Below are 22,443 nucleotides of genomic sequence, written 5' to 3' on the forward strand. Positions count from 1 at the left end.
TCGTAGATAGTGGTCAGTTGGTCAGGCGGACGCGTCCGCCCTCACATTCGTGGCTCGGGCAGTCGACCTCGGTGCCGGTGCGACCGGTGGCCTCCGGGTAGTTCCAGCCGCCGCCGGAGGGGCAACAGAAGCGCAGCACGAAGCGTGTCTCTCCTCTGAATGCCATCCATTCGCTTCCGCATCCGTCGCAGACGGCGGTCAGACGGCGGGCCTGGAAGCCCGGCAAGTTGGCGATGGCCTCACCGGTCGGCTCCTGTTCGGTACGGGCGGCGGCGACCAGCGCTGGACGCCGCCAAGGGAAGCGCCAGCACAGCAGGTAGCTGCCAGGCCGCAACACCCAGGTGCTGAGGGCTCGCGTGGCTGGTACCGGTTTGGTCAAGCCGAGGTTGGCGGTCGGGCAGTGGGGCCAGGCGACCTCGGTGAGCGCTGCGGGCTCATACAGGCGCAGGACCTGCACGGCACGGTCGGCGTCGAGGAACCGCTTCTCGGCGTCATCGAAGCAGACCGTGTTCAGGTCGGCCTCGATATCGGCCGCGTTCAGGTCGGCGACGAAGTGGACCGGGAAGTCCCGCCGGACCACCTGTCGGCCCTCGGGCGGGAAGGGCCCCGCCAAGTCGGCCGTCTCGGGGATTTGGTCAAGGCGGCTCGCGAGCAGCCAAGCCCGGGAGTGCCAGGCGCGGGTGAACGCGGCCCCGGTTCCGGCGTCGAGGCCGAGCGCGGCGAACAGGTGTCGGGCCGCCGCATCGGTGTCGACGACCAGCTGACCGCCGAGGTAGGTGATGGACGCGGATGTCGGTTGCGGATGGTGGTGCTCGTGCGATGCAATCTGAGGCACGGCGCTTTCCTTTCTTCTCTGGGTTGGTGCCGGTGCGGCCGGGATCCGGGTTCCAAGCGGGGTCCTGGCCGCACGTCGGCTTCGGTTACGGATTGGCTGTTGTGGACTTTCGAGGCGTCGCCGCTCGTCGGGTTTTGGCGCGGAGGCGTTTGCGCTGCATCTCGCTGCTCCCGCCCCAAATCCCGCACAAGCTCGGATGGTCGAGCGCGTAGGTGCGGCATTCGGGCTGGACCGGGCAGGCGGCGCAGATCCGCCGGGCTGAGTCGGCGGACTGGCCCTTGCCGGGGAAGAACACCTCCGGATCGGTCTGAGCGCAGATCGCCTCGCGGTACCACCGCGGCGGCAGCAGGTAGCCGGACATGTCACGGCCTTTCGGGATGAGTCGGGGCGGTCATGCGGTGGTGATGGTGACCAGTTCGCAGATCCCAGCCGGGCTCGCGGCCGGCACCGCGCCGGCCTCCTCGAGGCCGTAGTTGCCCACCCGCTTGTGGATCAGGTGCGGATGAGCGGCCGACAAGACCGTCCGGTCCAGGGCCTGCGCGGTGGTGAAGAACGACCGGTCGGTGCTGCGCGAAGGGACTTCGACCGCCACCAGCGTCGCTGCGCTCGCGGCCAGAAGCGCGTCGCGGTAGCCGGTCGCCCAAGCGGATCGGGCGCGGCCAGGCGGCTGCGCGGTGTAGACGGTCCCGCGTTCAGCCACGGCCTCCAGCAGGCGGCCACTGTTGCCTAGGTGGGTCCGGTTGAACCCGCCGGCGACGATGGCGAGCGCCCGCCCGAGGCGCATCGCACTCTCGGTGGCCTTCTGGGCGATACCGGTCTCGCCGTTGCCGATCACGTGGTAACCGGACTGCGCGAGGCCGACGGCTGCCTCGGCGGCCAGCGAGGCGCCGTGCTCGGAGGGGAACCGGTCGCCCCAGAACGCGACAGCGCGGACGGGATCGATGGCCAGGTCCCACTTGCCCTGCACCCACAGGCACCACGGCGCGCCCCACCGGGCGCCGTGCGGACGGTAGGCGGTCAGGTCGTCGAGGCCGACCGGCCAGGCGTCCTCACCTGGTGCGATGATTCGTGCTCCAGCCGCCCTCGTGTTCTCGTCAATGTCGCGTGCCAGCTGCGCCAGGTCGGCGTCGGTGACGATGTCATGGTCGGCCAGCGCGCGAGTGACAAGCCGATCGAGTTCGGCCGGCCGAGATTCGGTCAGCAGATAGTCGAGTGCGAGCTGGGGGCCGTGGAAGTCGATCAGGTCACCGATGACGGCGAGGCCGGGATTGAACAGCGCGGCCAGGACAGCGCGAGAGAGTCGTTCATTGAGTTCGTGCATGGGTTATGCCTTTCGTTGCGCGGATACGGAAGCGGCCGAGACCCTGATGGGTCTCGGCCGCGTTGTCGGTGTCGGGCATGCGATTCGGGCCGCGGAGGCACGAGGGCCACCGGACCGCGCTGATCACATGGCCCCATGTGTCAGAAGGTGTTGTATTGATCGGGAGCGTTGCCGTGTTACTTGCTGCCGGGTTCGTTGGTTCCGGGGAGGCTCTGGGCGGCCATCTCGGCGTCGAATAGCAGCGGTGTGCCGCATCCGGTGTCGCGACAGTCGTGAGCGGCGTGGAAGGCGGCACTGTTGGCCGAGTCCGCGGCTCCTGAGCGCATCTCGCTGGCGATGCGGAAGGTGCAGCAGGCCAGGTCGAGATCGTAGTCCTCGATGCGTCCGGGGCCCCATCCCCGCAGTGAGCGCCGGTAGATGTTGCCTCGCAGGTCGGCCCGCCAGTGCAAAGCGGCGCGGTAGAGGTCGAGCCGGCCGGCCCCTTCGTGCTCGACTCGCCATTTGCGCGGCCCGACCTGTCCGAAGGTACGGCTGCTGTAACGGAAGACGACCTGCCCATTCCGATCGAACTCGTAGCGGTAGTGGTGCTCGACGTCGCCGTGGACCTTGCCGGTGAACACCTCGGTCGGCAATCCTGTCCTGGCCTGGTCGGCGTATTCGCGGTAGCCCGCGAGCCGCCATCCCAGGTCGTGGGTCCAGGTCTCGAACACGTACTCGGCCATGTTCGGGAACTGGTACTGCGGTGATCCCCAGTGCAGGGAGAAGCGGCTGGTGCCGTCGGGGAAGGCGAGTTCGGTGATCGACTGTGCTCCCATCAGGGACACTCCTTTCTTTCTGGATGTACTGGTGATGTGTGGGCAGACGGCAGCGGCCGAGACTCTGGTGAGTCTCGGCCGCTTGGTCGCCAGGATGGGAGTCAGTCGTGCCGGAGCGCCGACTCGGGCTGTTCGCACCCGCAGTGGCACTGGCACGGACGGGTTTCGCGGTCTTCGGTGATGTAGCGGCCCCGGCAGATCTGGTGCAGGCCGGCTCCGCAGCCGATGGAACGCCCGGGGGCGGTGTCCATGTCGCGGATGTCGAGCGCTACCGGACGCGCCTGGATGCCTTCGTCGAGGTAGTACATGAGGAAGACGGCGTTGCTCTCCCGGAAGGCCAGAGCGACGACCGAGGTCGTCTGGATCAGGTCGGAATCGAGCAGGGCCGGGTCGCGCAGGTAGAGCGCGCGGTCGCACTCCGACAGGCCGGATTCAGGGAGCGTGATGGGCGGTTCGCTGATACCGGCCGCTATTGGCGGGGAGGTGAGCTGGCGGATGATCTCGTTCAGCGACGCGCCCGCCGAAAACGGGACGCTGGCCTTGTGGCGGTACCAGGTGATGGCGTCGAGCGCGGCGGCCACGGTGGCGCGGTCCTCGTCGCGTTCGGTGCAGTGCCGGGCGAGCGTGGACCAGTAGCGCTCGGTGCCGTCTGGGAGGTACTCGCTGCGCCAATATCCGGCGCGCTCGGTGGGCCGGTTCCGGTCGTCCGCCGACGGGGTTCGGGTGCCGGGTTCGGGCTCGTGTGGTGTGCTGTCCACGGTGCTTTCCTTTCGCTTGTTGCTGCATGTGGAGTCGAAGTGCCGGGGTCGGTGCCCGCGTGCCAGCGCGGGCACCGACCGTTGCGCCTATGCGGCCGGTTTGGCCCGGCGGCGCGGGTTGTGGACGAAGGCGATCCAGTCCTGGCCGTAGTTGATCTCGCTGACTGCGCTGTTGAACCAGTCGCGGGTGCGCACCCGGACGCGGTCCGGTTCGACCGGTGTCGGGTCCGACAGGGCAATGCCGCGACGGATGTGTGGCATCGCGAAGTCGTCGCCGCGCACGAGGTAGCGGACGGTCGTCGCCCGCTGGTTGGCGGTACACCCGCATCCGCAGGGGCACCAGCTCCAGTCGCGGTTCCGGTCGTAGAAGCCGCGGCACTGGCCGTGTCGGCCTCGGTGACAGGGCGTCGTATGGCCCGCTGCCTCGGCCGCGGCGGGCATCGGCCGGGTCAGGATCAAGACCGGAGCGGCCTGTGCCGGTCCGATCAGGCTGTAGACCTCGACGACGCTGTGGGCCTCGAGTGCGCGCAGGCCGATCACGTGGACCGCCGTGTAATCGGCGGTCTGGTCGGGCCCGACCAGACCGGCCTCGGTCAGGGCCCGCGTCGGCCAAGTCGGCGTGCCTGCGGGCATGGTGACCGCAGCGAACAGCCGTCCGAGGGTGTACTCGAGCGCCTGCGGCAGGCCGGATCGGCGCACGAGATCCCAGTTGGTGTCGATGTCCCGCCACCGGCAGGTCCCTGCCAGGGCCAGCAGGCGTTCGCGGTCGGCCGGCTCGGTGTTGCATGCTCCGGCTCGGCTCGGCCATTCACGTATGGTGCCGTCTGGCAGGACTCCGGTCGCCGGATCGGCCAGCACCGCGGCCAGCGCCCGCACCTCGAGTCGCTGTGCCCGGTCGGCGCGGCCTTGGGCGCTGAGGCGGATGCCGACGCGTTCGAGCTGACCGGTGCGCTCGGGTCGGGACAGTCCTGCGTAGGCCGTGCCAGGACGGAAACAGCCAGTGATGGAAAGGACACGCTCGTGCCCAGCCGGGCAGGTGGCGTCCACGAATGCGGTGATGGTCTCGGCGGGCTGATCGACCAGGGCGGTGAGATCGCTGCCGGTAGTCCATGTCCCGTGAGGCAGGGCAGCGAGGACGGCGACGATGTCCTCGTGCCAGTCATCGGTGCCGATGTGAGCGTCGATCGGGTGATGCATGATGATTCCTTCCGTTGGCGAATACAGCAATGCGGCGACGCAAGGCGCCGCCGCTGGATATGACCGGTGATTCTGCGTGTTCACTCTTCGGCTGCACTGTCGTGCGGGGCCGAGGTGACCGTGACGCCGCGGCCGGGCCGCCAGGTGTCGATGAGGTCGCCCAAGTGCTCATAGCCCCACAGCTCCAACCCGGTGGCCGACAGGACGGCGGTGTCGAGGTCGGCGAGGTGAAGGCGGGTCCAGGCGTGCTCGACGGCCCACTGCGCCAGAGAGCTTCGCCCGACCGGGTGGCCCAGCAGGGTCCCGTCTGCACCGAGCTGGGCGGACAGGAGTGCGTCCTCGCAGATCGCCGGGTCGATCAGACCGGCGTCGACCAGTAGCGCCACGACTATCGCCAAGTCGGCCGGGTGTGCCTGGACTCCTTCGTGCTCGTAGTTGGGCGCCGTGCCGTGTTCGAACTTGATGGCGCGGTCTGTCGAGGTGAGGTCGATGCCGCAGGCGTGGATCGCGGTCTGCAGGCGGGACCACGCAGTCTGCCCGATCGCCTCGGATGGGCAAGCGCCCGGTATGTGCTCGATGCGGACGGCGCAGGCACCGCGTCCGGCGTCGCCGACCCAGGTCGCCGCTGCGGCGGGGGCGAGGGCCCGACCCCGGTGTCCATGGCGTCCGGCCGGGCCACGTCGGTCGATGAACAAGTCGAGGCCGTCGTGGACGTTGAAGTAGAACGCGTCGAAGTCGTCGGAGTTCTCGGCCAGGTCGATCAGCCGCTGACCGTAGCGGCGGAAGTGCGCCGATGGCCAGAGCATGAACGCCGATGCTTCGCCGGCGGCTTCGATTTCGACGACGACCACGGCGAGGTCGAGGCTGTAGGACGACGGGGACGGGTTGGCCGATGTCCAGGATCGCTGGCGCTGGACGATCAGGCGGGCGAGCGCCGCTTCGTCGCTGAGCGGCTTGTCGGGGTCGGCGGCGACGGTGGCGCGGTGCAATTCGAGGTCACCGGTACACCCGATGCACAGCCGCTGCGGCTGGTCGGATGGTTGGCCGCACATGCGACAGGGTCGACCGGGAATGTAGATTGTGGACATTGATTGGAGCCTTTCTAGATGGTGTTCTGTGAATACGAGAGACTCGGCACCCTGAGGGGNGNCGAGCCGTGATCGGACAGCGGTGCCGGCGCTTGCGCCCTTATCGGTTCACTCTGATGCGCATGGCGATCGAGCGGAGCCACGCTCGCTCGTCCGGGTCGGTGGAGTGCTTGAAGATCGGCAGCATCACCTCGTCACGGACGATCGGTCCGAGCCTTGAGGCAGCGACAAGTGCGACCAGCCAGGTGTCGGCCCACCCCTGGCCGGTTCCGGCGAGCCCGTCGTAGGGCTCGCCTTGGACGTCGTCGACGCAGGCGCCGCTCAGGCCGATGCGTTCGAGTGCGTCGACGCACTCCTGCTGGAAGCAGTGGTACATCGCCCAGAACCGGTCGTTGTCCTTCTTGGCTTCGCGGGCGATCAGGTCGTCACGGAAGGCCAGCGCGGTCTCCCAGACCAGTCGGGCCTGTTCGACATGTTCGGTCATGTTGGCCCCACTCATCGACGCTGCTGGCGCAGTGTCGCGGCGTAATCGGCGAAGCGAAGCTTGACGATCTTGGAGCGGTCAGCGCCTCGCGCCACGATCCCTTCGGGCCTGGCGGCCCCGCCCTCGTCGAGGACCGCGCGCGATTGCCGCAGCCGTGCTCGGAGCCACTGGGCGGTGGGTTCGATGGCGGCCGGCAGGTCGGCGCCGTCGATACCGCCGAGGTCGGGGACCGGTTCGATTCCGGCGTCCCGGATCGCCTCGGCGCTGTCGGGGCCGAAGTCCTGGCCACCGCCGTCGCGCCACGCGGCGATCCGGGCGGTGTCCCATTCGAACACGGCCGGGTCGATCTGGGCGGCGTCGAAGACACGGACTCCTGCGTGGTGCCGGTTTGCGGTGTAGTTCCGCCAGGCTCGGCCGATCCCGGCGCCGTAGACCTCGCAGTACACGGCCAAGACCCCCGGGCCGTTCCAACCGGCGGCGATGGTCTCGGCGGCCGTGGCGAGCGCGGCGATGACAACCTGGGCTTCGCTGCCCTGGTTCGGAACGCGGTCGCCGCGGGCGGCCAGCAGCTGTTTCCTCGATCCGAGCAGCCAGTCACCGTCTGGCAGGGCGATGATCCGCGCGTTCGTGCCATCGATTTTCTCGGTGAGGTAAATCGGCTCGCCGGGCTCGAAGGCGACCGTGGTCGTCTCGGTCAGGATCCCCTTGTCGCCCATTTGGTGCCAGGTAGGGATCGACGGGTATTTGGTCGCGGTGTCGATCGCTTCCAGTCGTAGTGTGTTCACCGTTTTGTTCTCCTTCTTGTCGGATATGGAAAAGGCGAGCACCCTCTGGGTGCTCGCCGCCTGCCGCAGCGCCTTCAGGGCTGCGGGGTCTATTGGAGGTGCCAGACGTGGAGCGCCTGGCCGATCCAGGTCGAGTCGTAGTCGGCGTCCAGGTAGCCCTGTCCGACCTGGGCCCAGTCGATGTAGTCGCCCAGGGACTGCCGGACGCCCTCGGGCAGGCTGTCCCAGCCGGTGAGTTCCATGCAGTGGTCGATGCCGAAGTCACGCACGGACTCGAACGCCCCGACATAGGCAGCCTTGAACTGCTCGACCAGCGCGGCATCGACCGGTGCAGTGTCAGAGGCGGCAAAGGCTGCGAACGGGGCAAGGTGATCGGCCTCGATACCGCCTATGACCTGGGTGACGCGCGCGGCCGTTGCCAGCGATTCACCGATCGTGTCGGTGAACAAGGCCAGATCGCCGTCGAGGTCGAACGCGCCGAGCTCCTCGTGCTCCGCGACGTCGATGCTGTGGTCGGCCGGGTCGAGACCGCGACGGTGGACCTGCTCGACGGTCGGGACGGCCTCGGTCAGGTCGAACCAGTCCCCGACCAGCCGTCCTTCGCTGTAGCAAGCCCAACAGCCGACCCACGCCCGAAGATCAGTCATGCCGTGCTCCCTCGCGGTCCGAGTCGGTCTCCGGTGCGGATTGAGCGGGGTCGAAGAGGTCCCGTCCGTCGTAAACGGTGACTTCGAGGTGCGGTGAGGCCATGGCCTCCTGCAGCGCCCGTTGGCGGTGCGGCATTTCGAATGCGGAGGCGCAGATGACGAGACACCACCTGCGGCCGGTCGCGGTGCCGACCATCTCGACAGCCACGGTCTCGTCCAGGACGAGCATCTGGTTGTGCGTAGGGCACGAGGTCTTTTCGGCGACCACGCGCCGCAGGAACTGTCGGTTTGCGCCGAACTCGGCCCCTTTCCCGGAGGCGAGCGCGGTGATCATGTCCCGTTCGTAGGCGTCCATGGGCAGTGTTGTCCTTCCTTAGTGATCGAGTGGAGCGAGGACGCGAATGGGGCCGCACCGGCTTGGTGCGACCCCAGAGGCGTCCTTATAGGATTGGTGCCTGATGGTCAGGCGTTCTCGGCCTTGGCGGTCGACCGGTAGGTCTCGTACTGGGCGCCTTGGACTCGCGCAACCGCTTCACCGGCGAGAGCGAGCCGGGCCAGGGTGTTCTTCACCGCGCCCGGGCTGCGGGGCCGCTGCCCCTCCTTGAGTGCGCTCGACAGCAACGAGACCGCCTCCGCCCAGTCCGCGTGGGTCTCAGCCCAGGNGGCGAGCCATTCCTCCATCGCGCCGTTCTGACAGGCGGTGGCGATGTCCTTGAACACCCCGCTCGGCGTCCGCACAGTCGGGTCGTCGCCCTGGCCGGCGGGTTCCAGGCCCGGTGCGGCCAGAGCCCAGGCCGAGACCATGAGCGCCAGGGCGCCGTTCGGCAGCGGCGGGAGCCCGTCGTGCGTGGCTGCCCGGGAAACGCCTTTGGTCTTGCCGCCGCCTCCCGCGCTGCGGGTTGCGATGCCCTGGCCGCAGGTGGGGCAGCCGATCGCCTCGGGTGCGTCGTCGAGGCGGACCAGGTGGGCTGAGTCCAGGGTGTGGTCGGTCGAGCGCCACCGTCCCCCGTCTGGGCGGTGGACGTCGGTGCATTCGATCAGGCGGCATGCCCGGAGCGCCCACAGCGCCCGCAACACGGTCGCCTCCGGGTGCCCGGTGAACGCGGCCAGCTGCACGGCGGTGAGCTGTTCGCCTTCGGCGTCGAGGACCATGGCGGCGAACATGATCTCGGGACGGCGCTGTTGCGCCGCCTCGGAGCGGTACTCGAAGTTCTCCGGTGCTGGCGCTTCGGGGTCGAAGGGCTTGACGTCCGCGCCTCGAGCGTCTGGTCGATAGGTCAGCGCCGCATCGTGTCCGCAGTCAGGGCAGACCACTCGGGTGGGCGCATCGGACATGCGCAACGCCCCAAGGTTTGGGAGTGCCGCCCCAGCGGTCAGCTGCCACCGGCCCCGGTCCGGAGCGAACGGCGCGGTCGAGGAGGCCAGCCCCAGCATTCGCATGCCCCACAGGGCCTTGAGGACCCGGATCGGCTTGAGTCCGGTCATGCGGACGATCTCACCGACGGTGATCCCCGAATCGGCAGAGTCGACCGGGACCATGTTGAACACGAACCCGGCCTCGGGATCGATCGGCCCGGACGGCCGGACCGGAGCCGAGGCGACCTCGGCCGTATCGTCCGTCTGCGCAACCGGCGATTCGGGGTCGGTACCGGATTCGTCGTCCGAGTCGGGTTCGGGCTCGGTGGCCGACGACGTGTTTTGGTCTTTTACCTCTTCTCCGTCGTCGGTGGCATTCGCTTCGGTGCTGCCGGGGTCGGGCTCGTTCAGCGCAGCGGAGGTCTCGGCCGGTTCCCCGTCCTCGCGAGTCTGTCCAATGTCGCCCTCACCATCGACGCCGGTCTGGGCCTCCTTGTCGGTCGATTCCGGTTCGGTGGACTCGTCAGAGTCAGCATCGCTGTTGACTGTTTCGGTCGCGGAGCCGTTCGCTGCCGTGGTCGTGGCCTTGGTGAGGTCGAGCCGCCAGCGTTCGGTCGCGCCTTTGCCTTCGGAGGTGGCCAGCCCGTCTCGCTGCAGCGCGGTGAGCACGTCACGGACGACCTCGCGCTTCAGGCCGGTGCCCTTGGCGATCTGGGCGACTACGCGGCCGTTGCCTTTGGTGTCTTCCTTGTCGAGCCATTCGATGATCTTCGCGGTGGACTCTGGTGCGATCGACATGATCGGCACGCTCCTTTTCTTTCGTGTGATTTGAGTGCGCCCTGGTCGGGGCATGGAAAAGCGGCGGGACCATCTGGTCCCGCCGCTAATGTGGATGGATTGAGGAAGGCGCGAACGCTGAGCGTTCGCGCCTTCATTTGAAGTGGGTGTCAGGTGCGCTGGCGCGGCACGATCGATGTCCCCGCCTGCGATGGCAGGGCGGCCCGGAGCCCGATCGTGTCGAAGCTGTCGGCGCTGATGCCGGTCTCCAGCAACCCCCAGACCGTCCAGGCCAGCGCGCAGTCCTCATCGGCCTCGAGCGCGGCTTCGGCGGCGACCATCGCGACGTCCTCGCCGCAGGTCCAGGCGGTCAAAGCCGCCAACGCGCCGGCGATGGCCCGCTCGGTGCCTTCGGAGTAGGAGGCGACTTGGCACCACATGCGGCTGTTGCCCTCTGCGGTGTAGAGGATGCGCCCGACGATCCAGGAGCGCAGGTCGCTGTTGGCGGCTGCGGCGATGCCCAAAGCGATCGCCTCGTCCTCGGACAGTTGGTCGGCTGAGGCGCACGCCTGATAGTGCAGCATGTCGATGACGGTCTGGCCGTGGTGATCGTCGATCTCCGCGCGTTCGCGTTGGATCTGCTGGGCGCGGGAGCGGACCCGTCGCATCGCTTCGGCCTCGAGCGGGCGGAGGCGCCGGAGCTCGCCCCACCGGCGCACCGCGGCCCGGACCGAGAGCGCCTCGATCGCAGCGGTCACGTCGTCGTGGAAGGCGACCGGTCGCAGCCGCTCGCAGCCGTCGAGCAGGTCGTGGGCATAAGCCCATCGTCCGGAGCCGGTGACCAGGTACCGGTAGGTGTCGATCAGGTCCGGTCGGACGGCGGTCAGCGCCGCTGTCGCGTGGCCGATCACCGCCGCGCCATGCGGGCAGTCGACGGTGACGGCGACCAGGTAAAGCGCCTGGGCCTCCGATCGGGTCCAGTAGTCGCCGAACTGGGCGCATCCGCCGGGCATGGCGAGGGCGGCCAGCGGCCAACTGGCGGCGTCGACCGGTTGGCCGTGACGGGTGCCAACGGCAACCAGACTGGTGTCGTGGGTTCGCGTGCGCAGGTAAGGCGCGAATCCGGCCAGCACCGCCGGGTCGAGTTCATCGAAATCGGTGCCGAATGAGTAGGATCGCATTGAATCCTTCCTTTCTTTTCTTTGCAGGTTTGGATCGGGTTCGGGGTGCGGCCAAGCGAGTTCGCGTTCGGCTTGGCCGCACCGTCTTTTGTGTCAGCGGCCGGTGCCCGAAGCGGGCAGCGCGGCCGATCGCGAGCAGCACGGGATCGCGTGCAGCTCGACGATGTGGTTGTGGACGCGGTAGAGCCCGGCCCGGTCGAGCCAGTCGCCCGCATCGGCGGCCGGGTCAGCGGGCATGGTGCCGACGCCGGTGCCAGTGGCCCCGAACGGGTTCATGCGGAACAGCCGTCCGGCACCGAGTTGGACCGATTCGCCGACATAGGGCGTGCGCGGCCCAATGCCCCGTACCGGGTCCCAGCGCAAGACCGGTCCGCGCAGTGCGGTGATGGTGGCACACAAGGCCACCGGCCGCCCTTCAAGCGCTGGATCGAAAACGACCCACCGGTTCCCCTCGGCCATGAGCCCGACCGTCTGTGCCAAGTCGGTTCCGACCTTGTCGAGGTCATCCGGATCGGCGTCGGGAGGCCAGCGCAGCACGCCTTCCCCTAGGAGCACCGAACGGCGCGAAAATCTTCCGATCACCACGACCGGTCCCCTTTCGTGATCGGTCCGGTCCCCTCGGGCAACCCCCGCACATCAGCCGGGCGGTGGAGTTCGAGCCGCACCCGCACGCCTTGGCAGCGCACGAGTCCTCCGGGATCGATCCAAGGCCCGGTGTGGCCAGGCCGGTCGGGTTCAACTCCGATCCCGAAGACGGCACCATGCCCGCCGGTGCTGACGGTCCAGACGTTGCCCGCGCCCAGGCGCACCGGCACTTCGACGGTCGTGGTCCGGATGACCTTTCCCGGTCCAAATCGGCGGGCACGCTCACGGCGCCTGGCGATCTCCAGGCGGACGGCGACAAGCACGGCGAAGGTGCACACCGGGATGTTCACCAGCGGCACCGGCCGCGCTTCGGCATCGTGCAGCGCGACCGCACCGAAGCGGCGCGACTCGGCCTCACCGGGAGCCAGGCGCAGGAACCCGATACCGATGGGATGGGTGACGTTCGCGCTCATACCGACTCGCCCCCGCCCGAGAACCAGGACTGGCGCCAGTCATCGGCGCACGGGCACGGCCATGTCGGATGCGCCTCCAGCAGGACCTCACTCTCGGTCAGGTCCTGCCGGGTCGGCAGATGGAGCCACAGTGGGCTGCTCTCGGCGACCGGATCAATGCCGACGGCGATGCCCGGCCTACCACCGAACATGGTGTTGATGGCGAGGGCGCGGCCCGCGCCGAGCAGGTGCCAGCGCGTCACTTCCGGATCGATCAGCGCCGCGCCGGGAGGCAGCGAGACGGTCAAGCAGACGAACCGACCGCGCGGAGTCTGCCAGGGCCGGACCGGCGCCCCGGCCGCATCGAGCAGGCCCACGGCCCCCGTCTGGCCGGTTTCAGCCGCGGTGTCGGGGAGGGCGAGACGCCCGTGGCCCACCGCATGCGGCATGGCCTTGAATCGTGATGACGATGTGGTCATCGTTTTCCTTTCGTCGTGCGGAAACGGAAAACGGCCGAGACCCGGATGGGTCTCGGCCGTTTGGAATCGGGCTTCGAGGTGTTCGGTACTGGGCCGGTCAGATTCGGCTCGTTCCGACTTGCGCGGCGCAGCCGCAGGGGCATGCGCATCGGCGATCGTCGAGGGCGCCTCGGCACAGCTCGTGCAATCCGGCGGCGCAGCCGCGCGTCATCGGCACCTCGGGGCGGGGGCGGTCGTCGGTGTCGAAGACGACCTGTCCGGCCTCATCGCCCAGGACCAGGAAGTAGGCGCTGAATATCGTGCGGCCGGCGAGTTGGCGCAACGCGACCAGATACCCTGCTTCGAAGAAGTCCGGGCCGAGTTCGTCGCGCGGCTGGTCGAGCAGGTGCGGCTCGGGGTAGTCGAGCGGATCGGTCCCGACGCCCATCGCCAGCGGTGCCAGCCCGGCCTGCCGGGCGGCGGGGATGAGCTCCCGCAGGATCAGGCCCGGGCTGAACGGCACCTGGTCGCTCAGGCGGTGCCAGCGGACGCCCTTGATCGCCGCGGCGATGCGTGACCGGTCGTCAGCTTCGGATGTGTATGGTCGACGGACTTGTGACCAGGAGCGTTCGAGGCCCGGCTCGGGATACTCGGTCAGCCAGTAGGGCTGCGGTTCGTGCTCTTGGGCGTGGTCGCCTGTGGTTTCGGACATGGATCTTCTCTCCTTCTTGGATTCGTGGTGCCCGCAGTGGGCATGAAAAGACGGCGCGCCCAGGGCGCGCCGTTGGCTTCGGTCCAGGCGTGGGATGCGGCTCGTGCGGCGCCGCTGGCTGGACGGGACTATGGCAGTGGTGCGAGGACCATGCGGTGGATCTGGCGTGCTTCGGCGTCGGTGAAGCCGTTCAGGTGCGCGGTCTGCTCTTCGATTTCGCCGCTGTACGGGTTGGTGTAGGGCTCGTCGGCGTACCAGACGCCGTGGTCGATGACGACGCCCGGGCCGGAGACCGAAGCTTCGACGGCGGCAAACCAGACGGTGCAGGTGTGCCGCTTACCTGACAGGAACGCCGCCGCGGCCTGCACGCTGACCTCCTCGTCATCGATGAGGTCGTCCAAGTCGATGCGGTGCTCGTGTTCGGCTTTCAGCTCGGGTTCGTCGGCGTCGGCCTCCCAGGGATGGAAGATCCGTCGCCACACTGTGATCGAACGTCGCTCGATACTCATAACGACGTCTCCTAGATGGTGAAGGCGACGCGTCCGGAACACCGGATGGCCGGGCAGTCGACGGTGTTGTCCTCGTGTCCGGTGGCGTCCCGGTAGTGCCATTCGAGGGCGGGGACGCCAGGTTGGGGGACGAATCGGTCCGATCCGTAGAAAGCGCTCCAAGACCGATGGCAGGTCGAACAGTCCGCCTCCACGGTCCAGGCGTCGAATCCCTCGATGTCGGCCAGGGCTTCGAGCGTGACTTCGGTTGGAACAGCCCAGAACCCGTGCAGAGCGACACGGGTGCCGGCGCGGCCGATGGTCTCGGCCACCAGGTAGTGGCCTGGACGAATGCGATACCGGCCCACGATGTCCGGCTCGTCATCGTCGGTCCCGTCGGTGGAGCCGAAGGCCGTGACCAGTTCGATCGGGACACCCAGCTCGAGGTGCGAGACGCGGCGCGGGTCGTCGAGGAATCCCGGGCCGCTCACCTCGTCCCAGATCGTCTCAGTCCCTGAGGCCCGGGCCTGGTCGGCGAGATCGGCGGCGAAGGCGGCCGGGCTGGTCCGGTCGAGAATCCAATAGCCGCTCGGCCAAGCACCAGTGCTGGGGAGACCGATCGCCGAAGGTGCTCGGGCCGAGCCCGCGATGAGCAGATACGCCGGGTCTTCCCAGGCTTCGGTGAGAGTATCGGCCGGATCGGCACCGAGTTGGGCCACGGCCCAGTCGAGCGTCGCCGTCGCGGCGACACTCAGACCGTGTGCGTCGGCATGGACCTCGGGTCGAGCGGTGGGGTCGGTGTTTTCGGTGGACATGGCAGGTTGCTTTCCTATCCGCCCTTGTGCGGGCAAGTGAAAATGCGGCGCACCCGGTTGGGTGCGCCGCGAATCGGTCGGTCTGGTGGGTGACCCGGCGGCGTCGATGGCCTCCGGGCCGGTGCGGCTGTTACCGCTGGGAGGCAGCGGCAGCGGGTGCGGTCGTGTCGGTTCTGTGGGGGTCGAGTTCGTCAAGGATTTGCTGGTGGCGGAACGGCCAGGCCAGTTGGTGCGCGCGCTTGGCGGCCTCGTTCACGGTTTGCGCGTTCGCCTGGTCGAGCTCGGTGCTGCAGGCGGTGAACTGCCTGGCGTTTCGGGCCATGCTCAGCAGCAGGTCGACGGCCCGGACGATCGACGGCGTGGACAGCGTCGAGTCCGCCATGGCGTCCAGGTGCGGGCGGAGTTGGTAGACCATTTGTTCGAGCAGTTCCACCGCGTTCTGGGCGGGGCGCGTCGGGTTCGGGTCGTGGGCGCTAATCACGCCCCACATTGCCGCTTTGCTGTCGAGCGAGGCGATCAGCGTGTCCAGCTCGGTCGGCTCGGTCGGTTCGGGCTCCTCGATGTAGGGGTGCGGCTGGGCGCCGGTGGCGCGCTCGAGCAGGCAGCGGGGGAGGTTGAGCGCGGTCGTATCGGCGAGGGTGATCGGTTCGCCGGGCTTGAGGTGGATCCGGGCCTCGGCGCCGCCGGAGTGGCGCTGATATTTCAGGGCCGTGCCGTCGGTCAGAGCGATCCACGTCTGGAAGACGGGTTCGATGGTGCAGTCGGCAGCCAGGCCGATCCCGGCCAGGCCGTAGCCGTCGGGGTGGCACAGCTCGGTCAGCGACTCGGCGAGCACGGCGAGGAACGGCTGCTCAAGCGGGCCCCGGACGGGTCGGTCGATGCGGTCGGTGAGGGCGGCGGTGACCGTCGGCAGGAGGCGGCAGTCGAACGTGCCGTCCAGGCGCTGCCAGCAGGCGAACAGCCGCAGCTGCGGCCACTCGATCTCGCCGAGCAGGTCGGTCGTTTCCATCCTCTCGATGGCGTCGATCAGGTTGGTGTGGTTCAGGTGCAGCTCGTGCATGGCGATTGCTTCCTTTCACGTGGCCCGCGAGGCGGGCATCAAAAAAGCGGCGGTGCCAGGTGGCACCACCGCTCGTGGGGCAATTCGGGTCAGGCGCGGCGTCCCGGATCGTCCCCGGACGCGTTCGCGGTCAGGTGAGGAAGCGGTGCCGCTCGATACCGCTTCTGCATTCGTAGGAGGAAGCGAGTCCACCCCGGTCGGGGTGGCTCGCTTGCACGGAGCTACTTGCCCCGTGTGGGTGCTGAGGGCCCCGGGGCCCAGATGCACCGCAAGCACCAGATGGCGCCTCGTTTTGCGCCGTGAAGCGCAGCGAGCGCCGAGCGGCGCGCGCGAGTCGGCCAGGCTTCAGCCTGCCGATTGTGCGGAGCCATGCGGCACCGACGGCACCGGCACGCCTCGGCGTGGAGCGAGAACAAGCTCGCGGTTTGGAGGTGCTGCCCCTCGATGGAGAGCTCCTCGTGGTCGTCGAGATCGACGATGACCAGCGTGCGGGTCGGCAGGTGATGCAGTGCCTTAACCGTGCCGGGGTAGGTGTAGCGCGAACGGATGCGCCAGGTCGAGCGAGTCGAAGCAGGCAGCTCGAAGATGGGACGGACCTTGCACCGGTCGCCGGGTTGCCAGTCGTAGGGCATGATTTCTTTCCTTTCTCTCAAGGCGGAGCCGTGTTTCGGACACGACGAAGCCGCGCACCAGCAGGTGCGCGGATGGGGACAACGAGATTGATTGGAGCGCCGCAGCGCTGGGCGCGGTTGGAGACGCGAGACTTTCCGAGACCGATACCAGTCACGGGCAGACGTGCTGGATGCAGCACGAGTAGGCCGCATGGTGCGGCGTGTGATCCACCGTTGCGGTGGGGTTCAGTCCGGTCAGGTCAGGTGCCGAGTCGGTGGCGCTGCCGGTTCCAAGACCACGGTGTGGTGGGAGCCGGTCAGCTCATGCCCCGTCTCGGGCAGTCGCCGGAGCGGACTGGAGTAAACACAAGGTTCGTAATATGACCTCGACATTAACCCTGGTAGAGACGCGAATCCAGAGCTTGTGACCGCTTGTGACAGGGCCGAGGTGTCACAACCGGTGGCATGCAGGACCGATGAGCGGTCGCAGATCTTGTCCAGTTCGGCGGCTTGGGCGGGGGTCAGGCTCGCGGGGTGGCAGGTGATCCAGGTGGTTGCCTCCCGGACCGACGGGCCGGGTGCGGCGCGCTGTTTGGGTTTGCCCAGGCGCAGTTCGGCGATGAAACGCCGGACTGAACGCGCGACGCCCCGGTAGCCGCGCCACGACCTCGATATGGAGCTTCGCGGCGTTGTGGCAATCCTCATCGCTTCTGTCGGGGCCGCGAGTCTTGATACTGGCACCATTGGTGTTATCGCAGGTCCTTGAGCCCTTTCTCGCCCGACGCCGTGTGCAACAGATGTCACGCATAGGTGGCGGGAAGGCTGGCGCTGTCGCGATGTGCTCGGGGCCCTCGACTGCGACCCGGAGGCAGCCTGCACCACCTTGATGACAGTCCTGCACAGCCTCCAACTCAACACCGTGCTCCGCGCGCGTCGGACGCACCTGTGTCTACCGGCCCGCTCAGCTCCGCGAACGTGCTTCGGTTTCGGTCTCGGCGGCCTCGCGCCAGGCGTCGCGGCCGGAGTGGGCGGCGAGTGCGGCAATGACGAGGGCGGCGGCGGGGTCGGCCCACCACCAGCCGAGGGCGGCGTTGAGGCCGAGGCCGGCCAGGACGGTGAGGGACAGGGCGTTGGACATCCATGTCTCGGTGGACTGGGCGACCAGAACCGGGTTGTGCAGGGCTTGTCCGGTGCGCCGCTGGGCGATCGCGACCGGCACCATGACCGCTAGGGCGACCAGGTTGAGGACGATGCCGATCAGGGATTCGTCGGCCTGTTCCTGGGCGATCAGGTCGCGGATCGATTCGAAGGCGACGTAGGCGGCCAGGGCGTAGAAGGTGACGGCGATGGCGCGGAGCGCGGGTCGCTGCCGGGCGTGGGCGCCGGCGCGTAGTTGCCAGATCACGACGCTGGCGGCGAAGACCTCAATGGCCGAGTCGATGCCGAAGCCGACCAGGGCGATGGAGCCCGCGGCGAGTCCGGCGGTAACGGCGATGACGCCTTCGATGACGTCCCAGACCACGATGAACCATGCGAGTGCGAGTCCGCGGCGGATCAGGGCCGGTTCGTCGGTGCGGTCGGTCATTTGGTGCTCCCCCGGTCGGGTGGTTCTTGCGAAGGCGGTGTGCGGTGGTCGCCGTTAGCGGTGGGCGTCGGGTGGGGTTGGGGGGAGTCGGATGGCGATGAGGATCGCCAGGATCGCCGAGATCGCGGCGCTGGTGGCGAAGACGGCGGTCATGGCCTGGGTGAAGGCGTTGGCGGCGGATACGGCCAGGTCGGTGCCCGGTGTGCTGGCGAGGCGCTCGGCGACGGCGTAGGCGCCGGCGATGTTGTCGCGGGCGGCGTCGGCGGCGGCTGCGGGCAGGTCGTCGAGGTGGGGTTCGAGGTCGCGGACGTAGACGGCGTTGAGGATGGTGCCCAGGATCGCGACGCTGAAGGCCGCGCCGACTTGGCGGATGGCCATCAGCAGCCCGGACCCTGCGGCGGCCCGGTGGTCGGGGAGGGTGGCCATGACCGCGTCGACGGCCGGGGCTAGGGCCAGGCCGGCGCCGAGGCCGATGACGGCCAGGCTGGTGGCGGTGAACGCGTAGGTCGAGTCGGGGGTGATGGTGGCGTAGAGGGCGAATCCGGCGGCGGCGATGAGGAGTCCGGCCACGATCGGGATCTTGGCGCCGATGCGGGAGACGATCTTGTCGACCGTGGCGGCGGCGACCAGGATCGCCAGCACCAGTGGCACCAGGCGGACGCCGGTGCCGAAGGCGCTGTGGCCGCCGATGATCTGCAGGTACTGCGGCACTACGAACAGGGCGCCGACCAGGGTGAAGGTGCCTGCGGTGGCGGCGAGGGTGGGCCAGGTGAAGGAGGGGTTGGCGAACAGGCGCAGGTCGATGAGCGGATGGGTGGTGCGGCGTTCCCAGTACAGGAAGGCCGCCAGGGCGAGGGCGCCCGTGCCGATGGCGGTGAGCACGCCTGGGTCGGTCCAGCCGTCCTCGGGGCCTTGGATGATGCCGTACACCAGTGCCGCGGTGCCCAGCACTGAGGTGGCGATGCCGGGCCAGTCGAGCCGGGGCGGGGCGGGGTCGCGGGATTCGGGCAGCAGGAGGGCGGCGGCTCCGAGCGCGAGGGCTCCGACGGGGAGGTTGATGAGGAAGACCGAGCCCCACCAGAACTGCTCGAGGAGCCACCCGCCGACGATGGGTCCCAGCGGCAGGCCGACGCCGAGGGCGCCGACCCACACCGCGATCGCGCGGCGCCGCTGTTCGGGTGGGAACAGCGAGGGCAGGACGCCGAGGGAGAGCGGGACGATGACGGCGGCGCCGATGCCCATCGCGGCCCGGGCGGCGATCAGTGACTCGGCGGTGCCGCTGTAGGCGGCCCAGGCCGAGGCGGCGACGAAGACCGCCAGGCCGGCCAGCAGGATCCGGCGGCGGCCGTACCGGTCGCCGAAGCCCCCTGCCGGGAGCATCAGGGAGGCGAAGACGACGGTGTAGGCGTTGACGATCCACTGCAGCTGGGAGGTGTCGGCCTGCAGGTCGCCGGCGAGGGTGGGCAGGGCGACGTTGAGGACCATCAGGTCCAGGCCGACGGTGAGCAGGGCGAGCACCACCGCGGCCAGGCCCGCCCATCGGCGCGCCGGGGACAGCTCAGTCGTCGCGGGCTGGTTGCTGGACGCGGTCATGGTCGCTCCCGAAGACGTTGAGGACGGCGAAGGCGAGGACGCCGACGGTGATGTAGACGTCGGCGAGGTTGAAGGTGGGGAACCAGCCGGTGTGCAGGTAATCGGTCACGACCCCGTCGGCGGCGCGGTCGACGAGGTTGGCGACCGCGCCGGCCAGTGCGACCGACAGCGCCACCGCGGGCAGCGGTGCGGTGCGGGCGGACCGCCAGACGACGACCGCGAGTCCGGCGGTGATCATCGCGGTGACGGCGATGACGACCCAGCCCGGCAGGTCGTCGCCGAGGCTGAAGGCCACCCCGGAGTTGAATGCGAGCCGCAACTGGATCAGTCCCAGGTCCACCGAGGCGCCGTCGGCCAAGCCGCGACCGGCCCAGGCCTTCAAGACCAGGTCGGTCGCGGCCAGCAGCGCGGCGGTGGCGGCCAGGGCGAGCCGGGTGCGGCCCACCCTGGCCGGGGGGACTTCGCGGGCGGTCACGACGGCGTCCCGACTGTGGCGGGCACCGGTGCCGGCCGGTTGTCGCCGGTCGTGAGCTGCAGGCCCTTGGTGCGGCCGGCGCGGACGCCGTTGGCGATCACCACGACCTCGGCGACCTCGTGGACCAGCACCACCGCTGCCAGGCCGAGCACCCCGAACAGGGCCAGGGGCATCAGCACGGTGATGAGCGCGATGGACAGGCCGACGTTCTGCAGCATGATGCGGCGGGACCGGCGGGCGTGGTCGAGTGCCTGCGGGAGGTGGCGCAGGTCTTCGCCCATGAGGGCCACGTCGGCGGTCTCGATGGCGACGTCGGTTCCCATGGCGCCCATGGCGATGCCGAGGTCGGCGGTGGCCAGGGCCGGGGCGTCGTTGACGCCGTCGCCGACCATCGCCGTCGACCGGTGGGTGCGCAGCTCGGCGACGATGCGTGCCTTGTCCTCGGGGCGCAGGTCGGCGTGCACCGTTTCGATCCCGACCTCCTTGGCGAGGGCGGCGGCGGTGATCTGGTTGTCGCCGGTGAGCATCGCCACGTCGTAGCCGCTCCGCCGCAGCCGGGCGACGACCTCGGCGGCTTCGGGGCGCAGCTCGTCGCGGACGGCGATCGCGCCGATCACGGTCCCGTCGTCCTCGACCAGCACCGCGGTGGCCCCGGCGGCCTGCATCCGCGCCACCTCGTCGGCCAGCGGGCCGGCGTCGAGCCAGCCGGGACGGCCGAGCCGGATGGTGCGCCCCTCGCGCCGGCCGGTGAGCCCGGCGCCAGTCACCGCCTCCACCTCGGCGGCGGGGACGACCTCGTCGACGGCGTCCAGGATCGCGCGGGCGAGCGGATGCTCGCTGCGGGCCTCCAGGGCCGCCGCCAGGTCGAGGACCTGCTCGCGGGTGGCGCCGCCGGTGGTGGCGACGTCGACCACGGCGGGCCGGTTCGCGGTGAGGGTCCCGGTCTTGTCCAGTGCGATCGCGCGCACCGCGCCGAGCGCCTCCAGCGCGGCACCGCCCTTGACGAGCACACCGAACTTGCTGGCCTTGCCGATCGCGGCGACCACGGACACCGGCACCGAGATCGCCAGCGCGCACGGGGAGGCCGCGACGAGTACGACCAGGGCGCGTTCGATCCAGGTGACCGGGTCGCCGAAGAGGCTCCCGATGGCCGCGATCAGGACCGCGGCGATCATGACGCCGGGCACCAGGGGCTTGGCGATGCGGTCGGCCAGGCGCTGGGAGGCGCCCTTGCGGGACTGCTCGGCCTCGACGATCCGCACGATCCGGGCCAGCGAGTTGTTCTCGGCGGTGGTGGTGACCTCGACCTCGAGGACGCCGGTGCCGTTGATCGCCCCGGCGAACACCTCGGTGTCGGGTCCGGCCTCGACCGGCACCGACTCCCCGGTGATGGCCGAGAGGTCCAGGGCGGTACGCCCGGAGCGGATGATCCCGTCGGTGGCGATCCGCTCACCGGGCTTGACCAGCATCAGGTCCCCGACGCGCAGTTCGGCCGGTGCGAGGACGGTCTCGGTGCCCTCGCGCAGGACGGTGGCCTCCTCGGGCACCAGGTTCAGCAGGGCGCGCAGGCCCCGGCGGGTGCGGGCGAGGGAGTACTCCTCCAGGCCTTCGGCGATGGAGAACAGGAAGGCCAGCATCGCGGCCTCGCCGACCTCGCCGAGGATCACCGCGCCGACCGCGGCGATCGTCATCAGCGTGCCGACCCCGATCTTGCCCTTGAACAGGCGCTTGATGGTGGAGGGCACGAACGTGTAGGCGCCGGCGAGCAGCGCCAGGGCCTCCAGCACCCGCTCGACCTGCCAAGGCGAGCCGGTCTGGCCGGCGATGAACGCGGCGAGCAGGAAGGCGCCGGAGACTGCGGCGAACCGCAGTTCGGAGACCTCCCACAGGCGTTCGGGCTCGTGCTCCTCGGCCTCGGCGCCGGTGTCGGGCTCGTCGTGGCCGCAGCCGCATGCGTCGCTCATCGCCCGACCTCCTGCGCCACAGGGACGGTGCCGTAGTTGGGGCACAGCGCCACCGCGTCACCGGTGGCGGCCAGCACGCCCTCGGCGGCGGCCAGCAGGTCCATCAGCTCAGGACGGGTCAGGGAGTAGAACGACTGGCGGCCCTGGGTCCGGTAGTCGACCAGGCCGCAGTCGCGCAGGCACGCCAGGTGCTTGGAGATCGTCGACTGCGCCAGGCCCAACTGCTCGGTCAGATCGACCACGCGGGCCTCGCCGCAGGCCAGGCGCTGCACGATCCGCAACCGCGTCGCATCGGACAGGGAGTGGAACAGGGCCGCGGCCGGCGCCACGCCCGCTTCGATCTCAGCGGTCATACACCGCATAGAATCAATCGTCATATGACGATGATAGCGCAAGACTTG

At 69.3% G+C, this 22,443-nt stretch carries 25 protein-coding genes; all 25 read right to left on the reverse strand.

The window, feature by feature from the left end:
• Positions 1–13: 13 nt before the first annotated feature.
• The gene (locus YWW_RS0110895) at positions 14–835 is read right to left on the reverse strand and encodes a hypothetical protein (protein WP_026930147.1); all 822 of its coding nucleotides are present in this window, start codon (positions 833–835) and stop codon (positions 14–16) included.
• A gap of 85 nt (positions 836–920) precedes the next feature.
• On the reverse strand, positions 921–1,196 hold the full coding sequence (locus YWW_RS35025; protein ID WP_081687365.1) for a WhiB family transcriptional regulator: 276 nt from the start codon (positions 1,194–1,196) through the stop codon (positions 921–923).
• A 30-nt stretch (positions 1,197–1,226) separates the two neighbouring features.
• The gene (locus tag YWW_RS0110905) at positions 1,227–2,156 is read right to left on the reverse strand and encodes a DNA-processing protein DprA (protein WP_026930148.1); all 930 of its coding nucleotides are present in this window, start codon (positions 2,154–2,156) and stop codon (positions 1,227–1,229) included.
• A 176-nt stretch (positions 2,157–2,332) separates the two neighbouring features.
• Positions 2,333–2,971 (reverse strand): hypothetical protein, encoded by a 639-nt coding sequence (locus YWW_RS0110910; RefSeq protein WP_026930149.1) that lies wholly within the window; start codon positions 2,969–2,971, stop codon positions 2,333–2,335.
• A 101-nt stretch (positions 2,972–3,072) separates the two neighbouring features.
• Positions 3,073–3,729, reverse strand: coding sequence for a hypothetical protein (locus tag YWW_RS0110915; RefSeq protein ID WP_026930150.1), 657 nt, complete (start codon positions 3,727–3,729; stop codon positions 3,073–3,075).
• Positions 3,730–3,816: 87 nt separating this feature from the next.
• Complete coding sequence (locus tag YWW_RS0110920; protein ID WP_155830113.1) at positions 3,817–5,010, reverse strand: hypothetical protein; 1,194 nt, start codon at positions 5,008–5,010, stop codon at positions 3,817–3,819.
• Positions 5,007–5,978, reverse strand: a complete 972-nt coding sequence (locus YWW_RS0110925; protein ID WP_155830114.1) for a hypothetical protein — start codon at positions 5,976–5,978, stop codon at positions 5,007–5,009. The genes YWW_RS0110920 and YWW_RS0110925 overlap by 4 nt, the downstream gene beginning before the upstream one ends.
• A gap of 136 nt (positions 5,979–6,114) precedes the next feature.
• Positions 6,115–6,498, reverse strand: a complete 384-nt coding sequence (locus YWW_RS0110930; RefSeq protein WP_026930153.1) for a hypothetical protein — start codon at positions 6,496–6,498, stop codon at positions 6,115–6,117.
• Between the two features lie 11 nt (positions 6,499–6,509).
• Positions 6,510–7,283: an RNA ligase family protein gene (locus YWW_RS0110935; RefSeq protein ID WP_026930154.1), complete on the reverse strand. Its 774-nt coding sequence runs from the start codon at positions 7,281–7,283 to the stop codon at positions 6,510–6,512.
• Between the two features lie 89 nt (positions 7,284–7,372).
• Positions 7,373–7,930 (reverse strand): antirestriction protein ArdA, encoded by a 558-nt coding sequence (locus tag YWW_RS0110940; RefSeq protein ID WP_026930155.1) that lies wholly within the window; start codon positions 7,928–7,930, stop codon positions 7,373–7,375.
• Complete coding sequence (locus YWW_RS0110945) at positions 7,923–8,285, reverse strand: hypothetical protein (protein ID WP_026930156.1); 363 nt, start codon at positions 8,283–8,285, stop codon at positions 7,923–7,925. The genes YWW_RS0110940 and YWW_RS0110945 overlap by 8 nt, the downstream gene beginning before the upstream one ends.
• Positions 8,286–10,233: 1,948 nt before the next feature.
• On the reverse strand, positions 10,234–11,244 hold the full coding sequence (locus YWW_RS0110955) for a hypothetical protein (protein WP_026930158.1): 1,011 nt from the start codon (positions 11,242–11,244) through the stop codon (positions 10,234–10,236).
• A 93-nt stretch (positions 11,245–11,337) separates the two neighbouring features.
• Positions 11,338–11,829, reverse strand: a complete 492-nt coding sequence (locus YWW_RS0110960) for a hypothetical protein (protein ID WP_155830115.1) — start codon at positions 11,827–11,829, stop codon at positions 11,338–11,340.
• Positions 11,823–12,302, reverse strand: coding sequence for a hypothetical protein (locus tag YWW_RS0110965; RefSeq protein ID WP_026930160.1), 480 nt, complete (start codon positions 12,300–12,302; stop codon positions 11,823–11,825). The genes YWW_RS0110960 and YWW_RS0110965 overlap by 7 nt, the downstream gene beginning before the upstream one ends.
• Positions 12,299–12,760 carry a hypothetical protein gene (locus tag YWW_RS0110970; RefSeq protein WP_155830116.1) on the reverse strand — a complete coding sequence of 154 codons (462 nt, stop codon included), beginning with the start codon at positions 12,758–12,760 and terminating at the stop codon, positions 12,299–12,301. Before YWW_RS0110970 ends, YWW_RS0110965 begins: the two co-directional genes overlap by 4 nt.
• A 97-nt stretch (positions 12,761–12,857) precedes the next feature.
• Positions 12,858–13,451 (reverse strand): hypothetical protein, encoded by a 594-nt coding sequence (locus YWW_RS0110975; protein ID WP_026930162.1) that lies wholly within the window; start codon positions 13,449–13,451, stop codon positions 12,858–12,860.
• Between the two features lie 128 nt (positions 13,452–13,579).
• The gene (locus tag YWW_RS0110980) at positions 13,580–13,960 is read right to left on the reverse strand and encodes a hypothetical protein (RefSeq protein ID WP_035696673.1); all 381 of its coding nucleotides are present in this window, start codon (positions 13,958–13,960) and stop codon (positions 13,580–13,582) included.
• 11 nt (positions 13,961–13,971) lie between these two features.
• Positions 13,972–14,754: a hypothetical protein gene (locus YWW_RS0110985; protein ID WP_026930164.1), complete on the reverse strand. Its 783-nt coding sequence runs from the start codon at positions 14,752–14,754 to the stop codon at positions 13,972–13,974.
• A gap of 130 nt (positions 14,755–14,884) precedes the next feature.
• Positions 14,885–15,814, reverse strand: a complete 930-nt coding sequence (locus tag YWW_RS0110990; RefSeq protein WP_026930165.1) for a hypothetical protein — start codon at positions 15,812–15,814, stop codon at positions 14,885–14,887.
• 221 nt (positions 15,815–16,035) lie between these two features.
• Complete coding sequence (locus YWW_RS0110995; RefSeq protein WP_026930166.1) at positions 16,036–16,446, reverse strand: hypothetical protein; 411 nt, start codon at positions 16,444–16,446, stop codon at positions 16,036–16,038.
• A 940-nt stretch (positions 16,447–17,386) separates the two neighbouring features.
• Positions 17,387–18,010 carry a cation efflux transmembrane domain-containing protein gene (locus YWW_RS0111000; protein ID WP_035696672.1) on the reverse strand — a complete coding sequence of 208 codons (624 nt, stop codon included), beginning with the start codon at positions 18,008–18,010 and terminating at the stop codon, positions 17,387–17,389.
• Positions 18,011–18,064: 54 nt separating this feature from the next.
• A complete protein-coding gene (locus YWW_RS0111005; protein ID WP_026930168.1) occupies positions 18,065–19,603 on the reverse strand; it encodes an MFS transporter in 1,539 nt (512 codons plus the stop codon).
• Positions 19,569–20,078, reverse strand: coding sequence for a signal peptidase II (gene lspA / locus YWW_RS0111010; protein ID WP_026930169.1), 510 nt, complete (start codon positions 20,076–20,078; stop codon positions 19,569–19,571). The genes YWW_RS0111005 and lspA overlap by 35 nt, the downstream gene beginning before the upstream one ends.
• Positions 20,075–22,042 (reverse strand): heavy metal translocating P-type ATPase, encoded by a 1,968-nt coding sequence (locus YWW_RS0111015; RefSeq protein WP_026930170.1) that lies wholly within the window; start codon positions 22,040–22,042, stop codon positions 20,075–20,077. Before YWW_RS0111015 ends, lspA begins: the two co-directional genes overlap by 4 nt.
• Entirely contained in the window at positions 22,039–22,395 is a 357-nt protein-coding gene (locus YWW_RS0111020) for an ArsR/SmtB family transcription factor (protein ID WP_155830117.1), read from the reverse strand. The genes YWW_RS0111015 and YWW_RS0111020 overlap by 4 nt, the downstream gene beginning before the upstream one ends.
• Between the last annotated feature and the right edge of the window lie 48 nt (positions 22,396–22,443).

The sequence above is a fragment of the Glycomyces tenuis DSM 44171 genome, assembly GCF_000427885.1.
GTDB classification, from domain to species: domain Bacteria; phylum Actinomycetota; class Actinomycetes; order Mycobacteriales; family Micromonosporaceae; genus Glycomyces; species Glycomyces tenuis.

Bases quoted from the DNA above. Each gene is read 5' to 3' on its own strand.
- YWW_RS35025 (WP_081687365.1), bottom strand. From the start codon at position 1,196: ATGTCCGGCTACCTGCTGCCGCCGCGGTGGTACCGCGAGGCGATCTGC.
- YWW_RS0110905 (WP_026930148.1), bottom strand. From the start codon at position 2,156: ATGCACGAACTCAATGAACGACTCTCTCGCGCTGTCCTGGCCGCGCTG.
- YWW_RS0110910 (WP_026930149.1), bottom strand. From the start codon at position 2,971: ATGGGAGCACAGTCGATCACCGAACTCGCCTTCCCCGACGGCACCAGC.
- YWW_RS0110925 (WP_155830114.1), bottom strand. From the start codon at position 5,978: ATGTGCGGCCAACCATCCGACCAGCCGCAGCGGCTGTGCATCGGGTGT.
- YWW_RS0110930 (WP_026930153.1), bottom strand. From the start codon at position 6,498: ATGACCGAACATGTCGAACAGGCCCGACTGGTCTGGGAGACCGCGCTG.
- YWW_RS0110940 (WP_026930155.1), bottom strand. From the start codon at position 7,930: ATGACTGATCTTCGGGCGTGGGTCGGCTGTTGGGCTTGCTACAGCGAA.
- YWW_RS0110945 (WP_026930156.1), bottom strand. From the start codon at position 8,285: ATGGACGCCTACGAACGGGACATGATCACCGCGCTCGCCTCCGGGAAA.
- YWW_RS0110955 (WP_026930158.1), bottom strand. From the start codon at position 11,244: ATGCGATCCTACTCATTCGGCACCGATTTCGATGAACTCGACCCGGCG.
- YWW_RS0110965 (WP_026930160.1), bottom strand. From the start codon at position 12,302: ATGAGCGCGAACGTCACCCATCCCATCGGTATCGGGTTCCTGCGCCTG.
- YWW_RS0110970 (WP_155830116.1), bottom strand. From the start codon at position 12,760: ATGACCACATCGTCATCACGATTCAAGGCCATGCCGCATGCGGTGGGC.
- YWW_RS0110975 (WP_026930162.1), bottom strand. From the start codon at position 13,451: ATGTCCGAAACCACAGGCGACCACGCCCAAGAGCACGAACCGCAGCCC.
- YWW_RS0110980 (WP_035696673.1), bottom strand. From the start codon at position 13,960: ATGAGTATCGAGCGACGTTCGATCACAGTGTGGCGACGGATCTTCCAT.
- YWW_RS0110985 (WP_026930164.1), bottom strand. From the start codon at position 14,754: ATGTCCACCGAAAACACCGACCCCACCGCTCGACCCGAGGTCCATGCC.
- YWW_RS0110990 (WP_026930165.1), bottom strand. From the start codon at position 15,814: ATGCACGAGCTGCACCTGAACCACACCAACCTGATCGACGCCATCGAG.
- YWW_RS0110995 (WP_026930166.1), bottom strand. From the start codon at position 16,446: ATGCCCTACGACTGGCAACCCGGCGACCGGTGCAAGGTCCGTCCCATC.
- YWW_RS0111000 (WP_035696672.1), bottom strand. From the start codon at position 18,010: ATGACCGACCGCACCGACGAACCGGCCCTGATCCGCCGCGGACTCGCA.
- YWW_RS0111005 (WP_026930168.1), bottom strand. From the start codon at position 19,603: ATGACCGCGTCCAGCAACCAGCCCGCGACGACTGAGCTGTCCCCGGCG.
- YWW_RS0111015 (WP_026930170.1), bottom strand. From the start codon at position 22,042: ATGAGCGACGCATGCGGCTGCGGCCACGACGAGCCCGACACCGGCGCC.
- YWW_RS0111020 (WP_155830117.1), bottom strand. From the start codon at position 22,395: ATGACCGCTGAGATCGAAGCGGGCGTGGCGCCGGCCGCGGCCCTGTTC.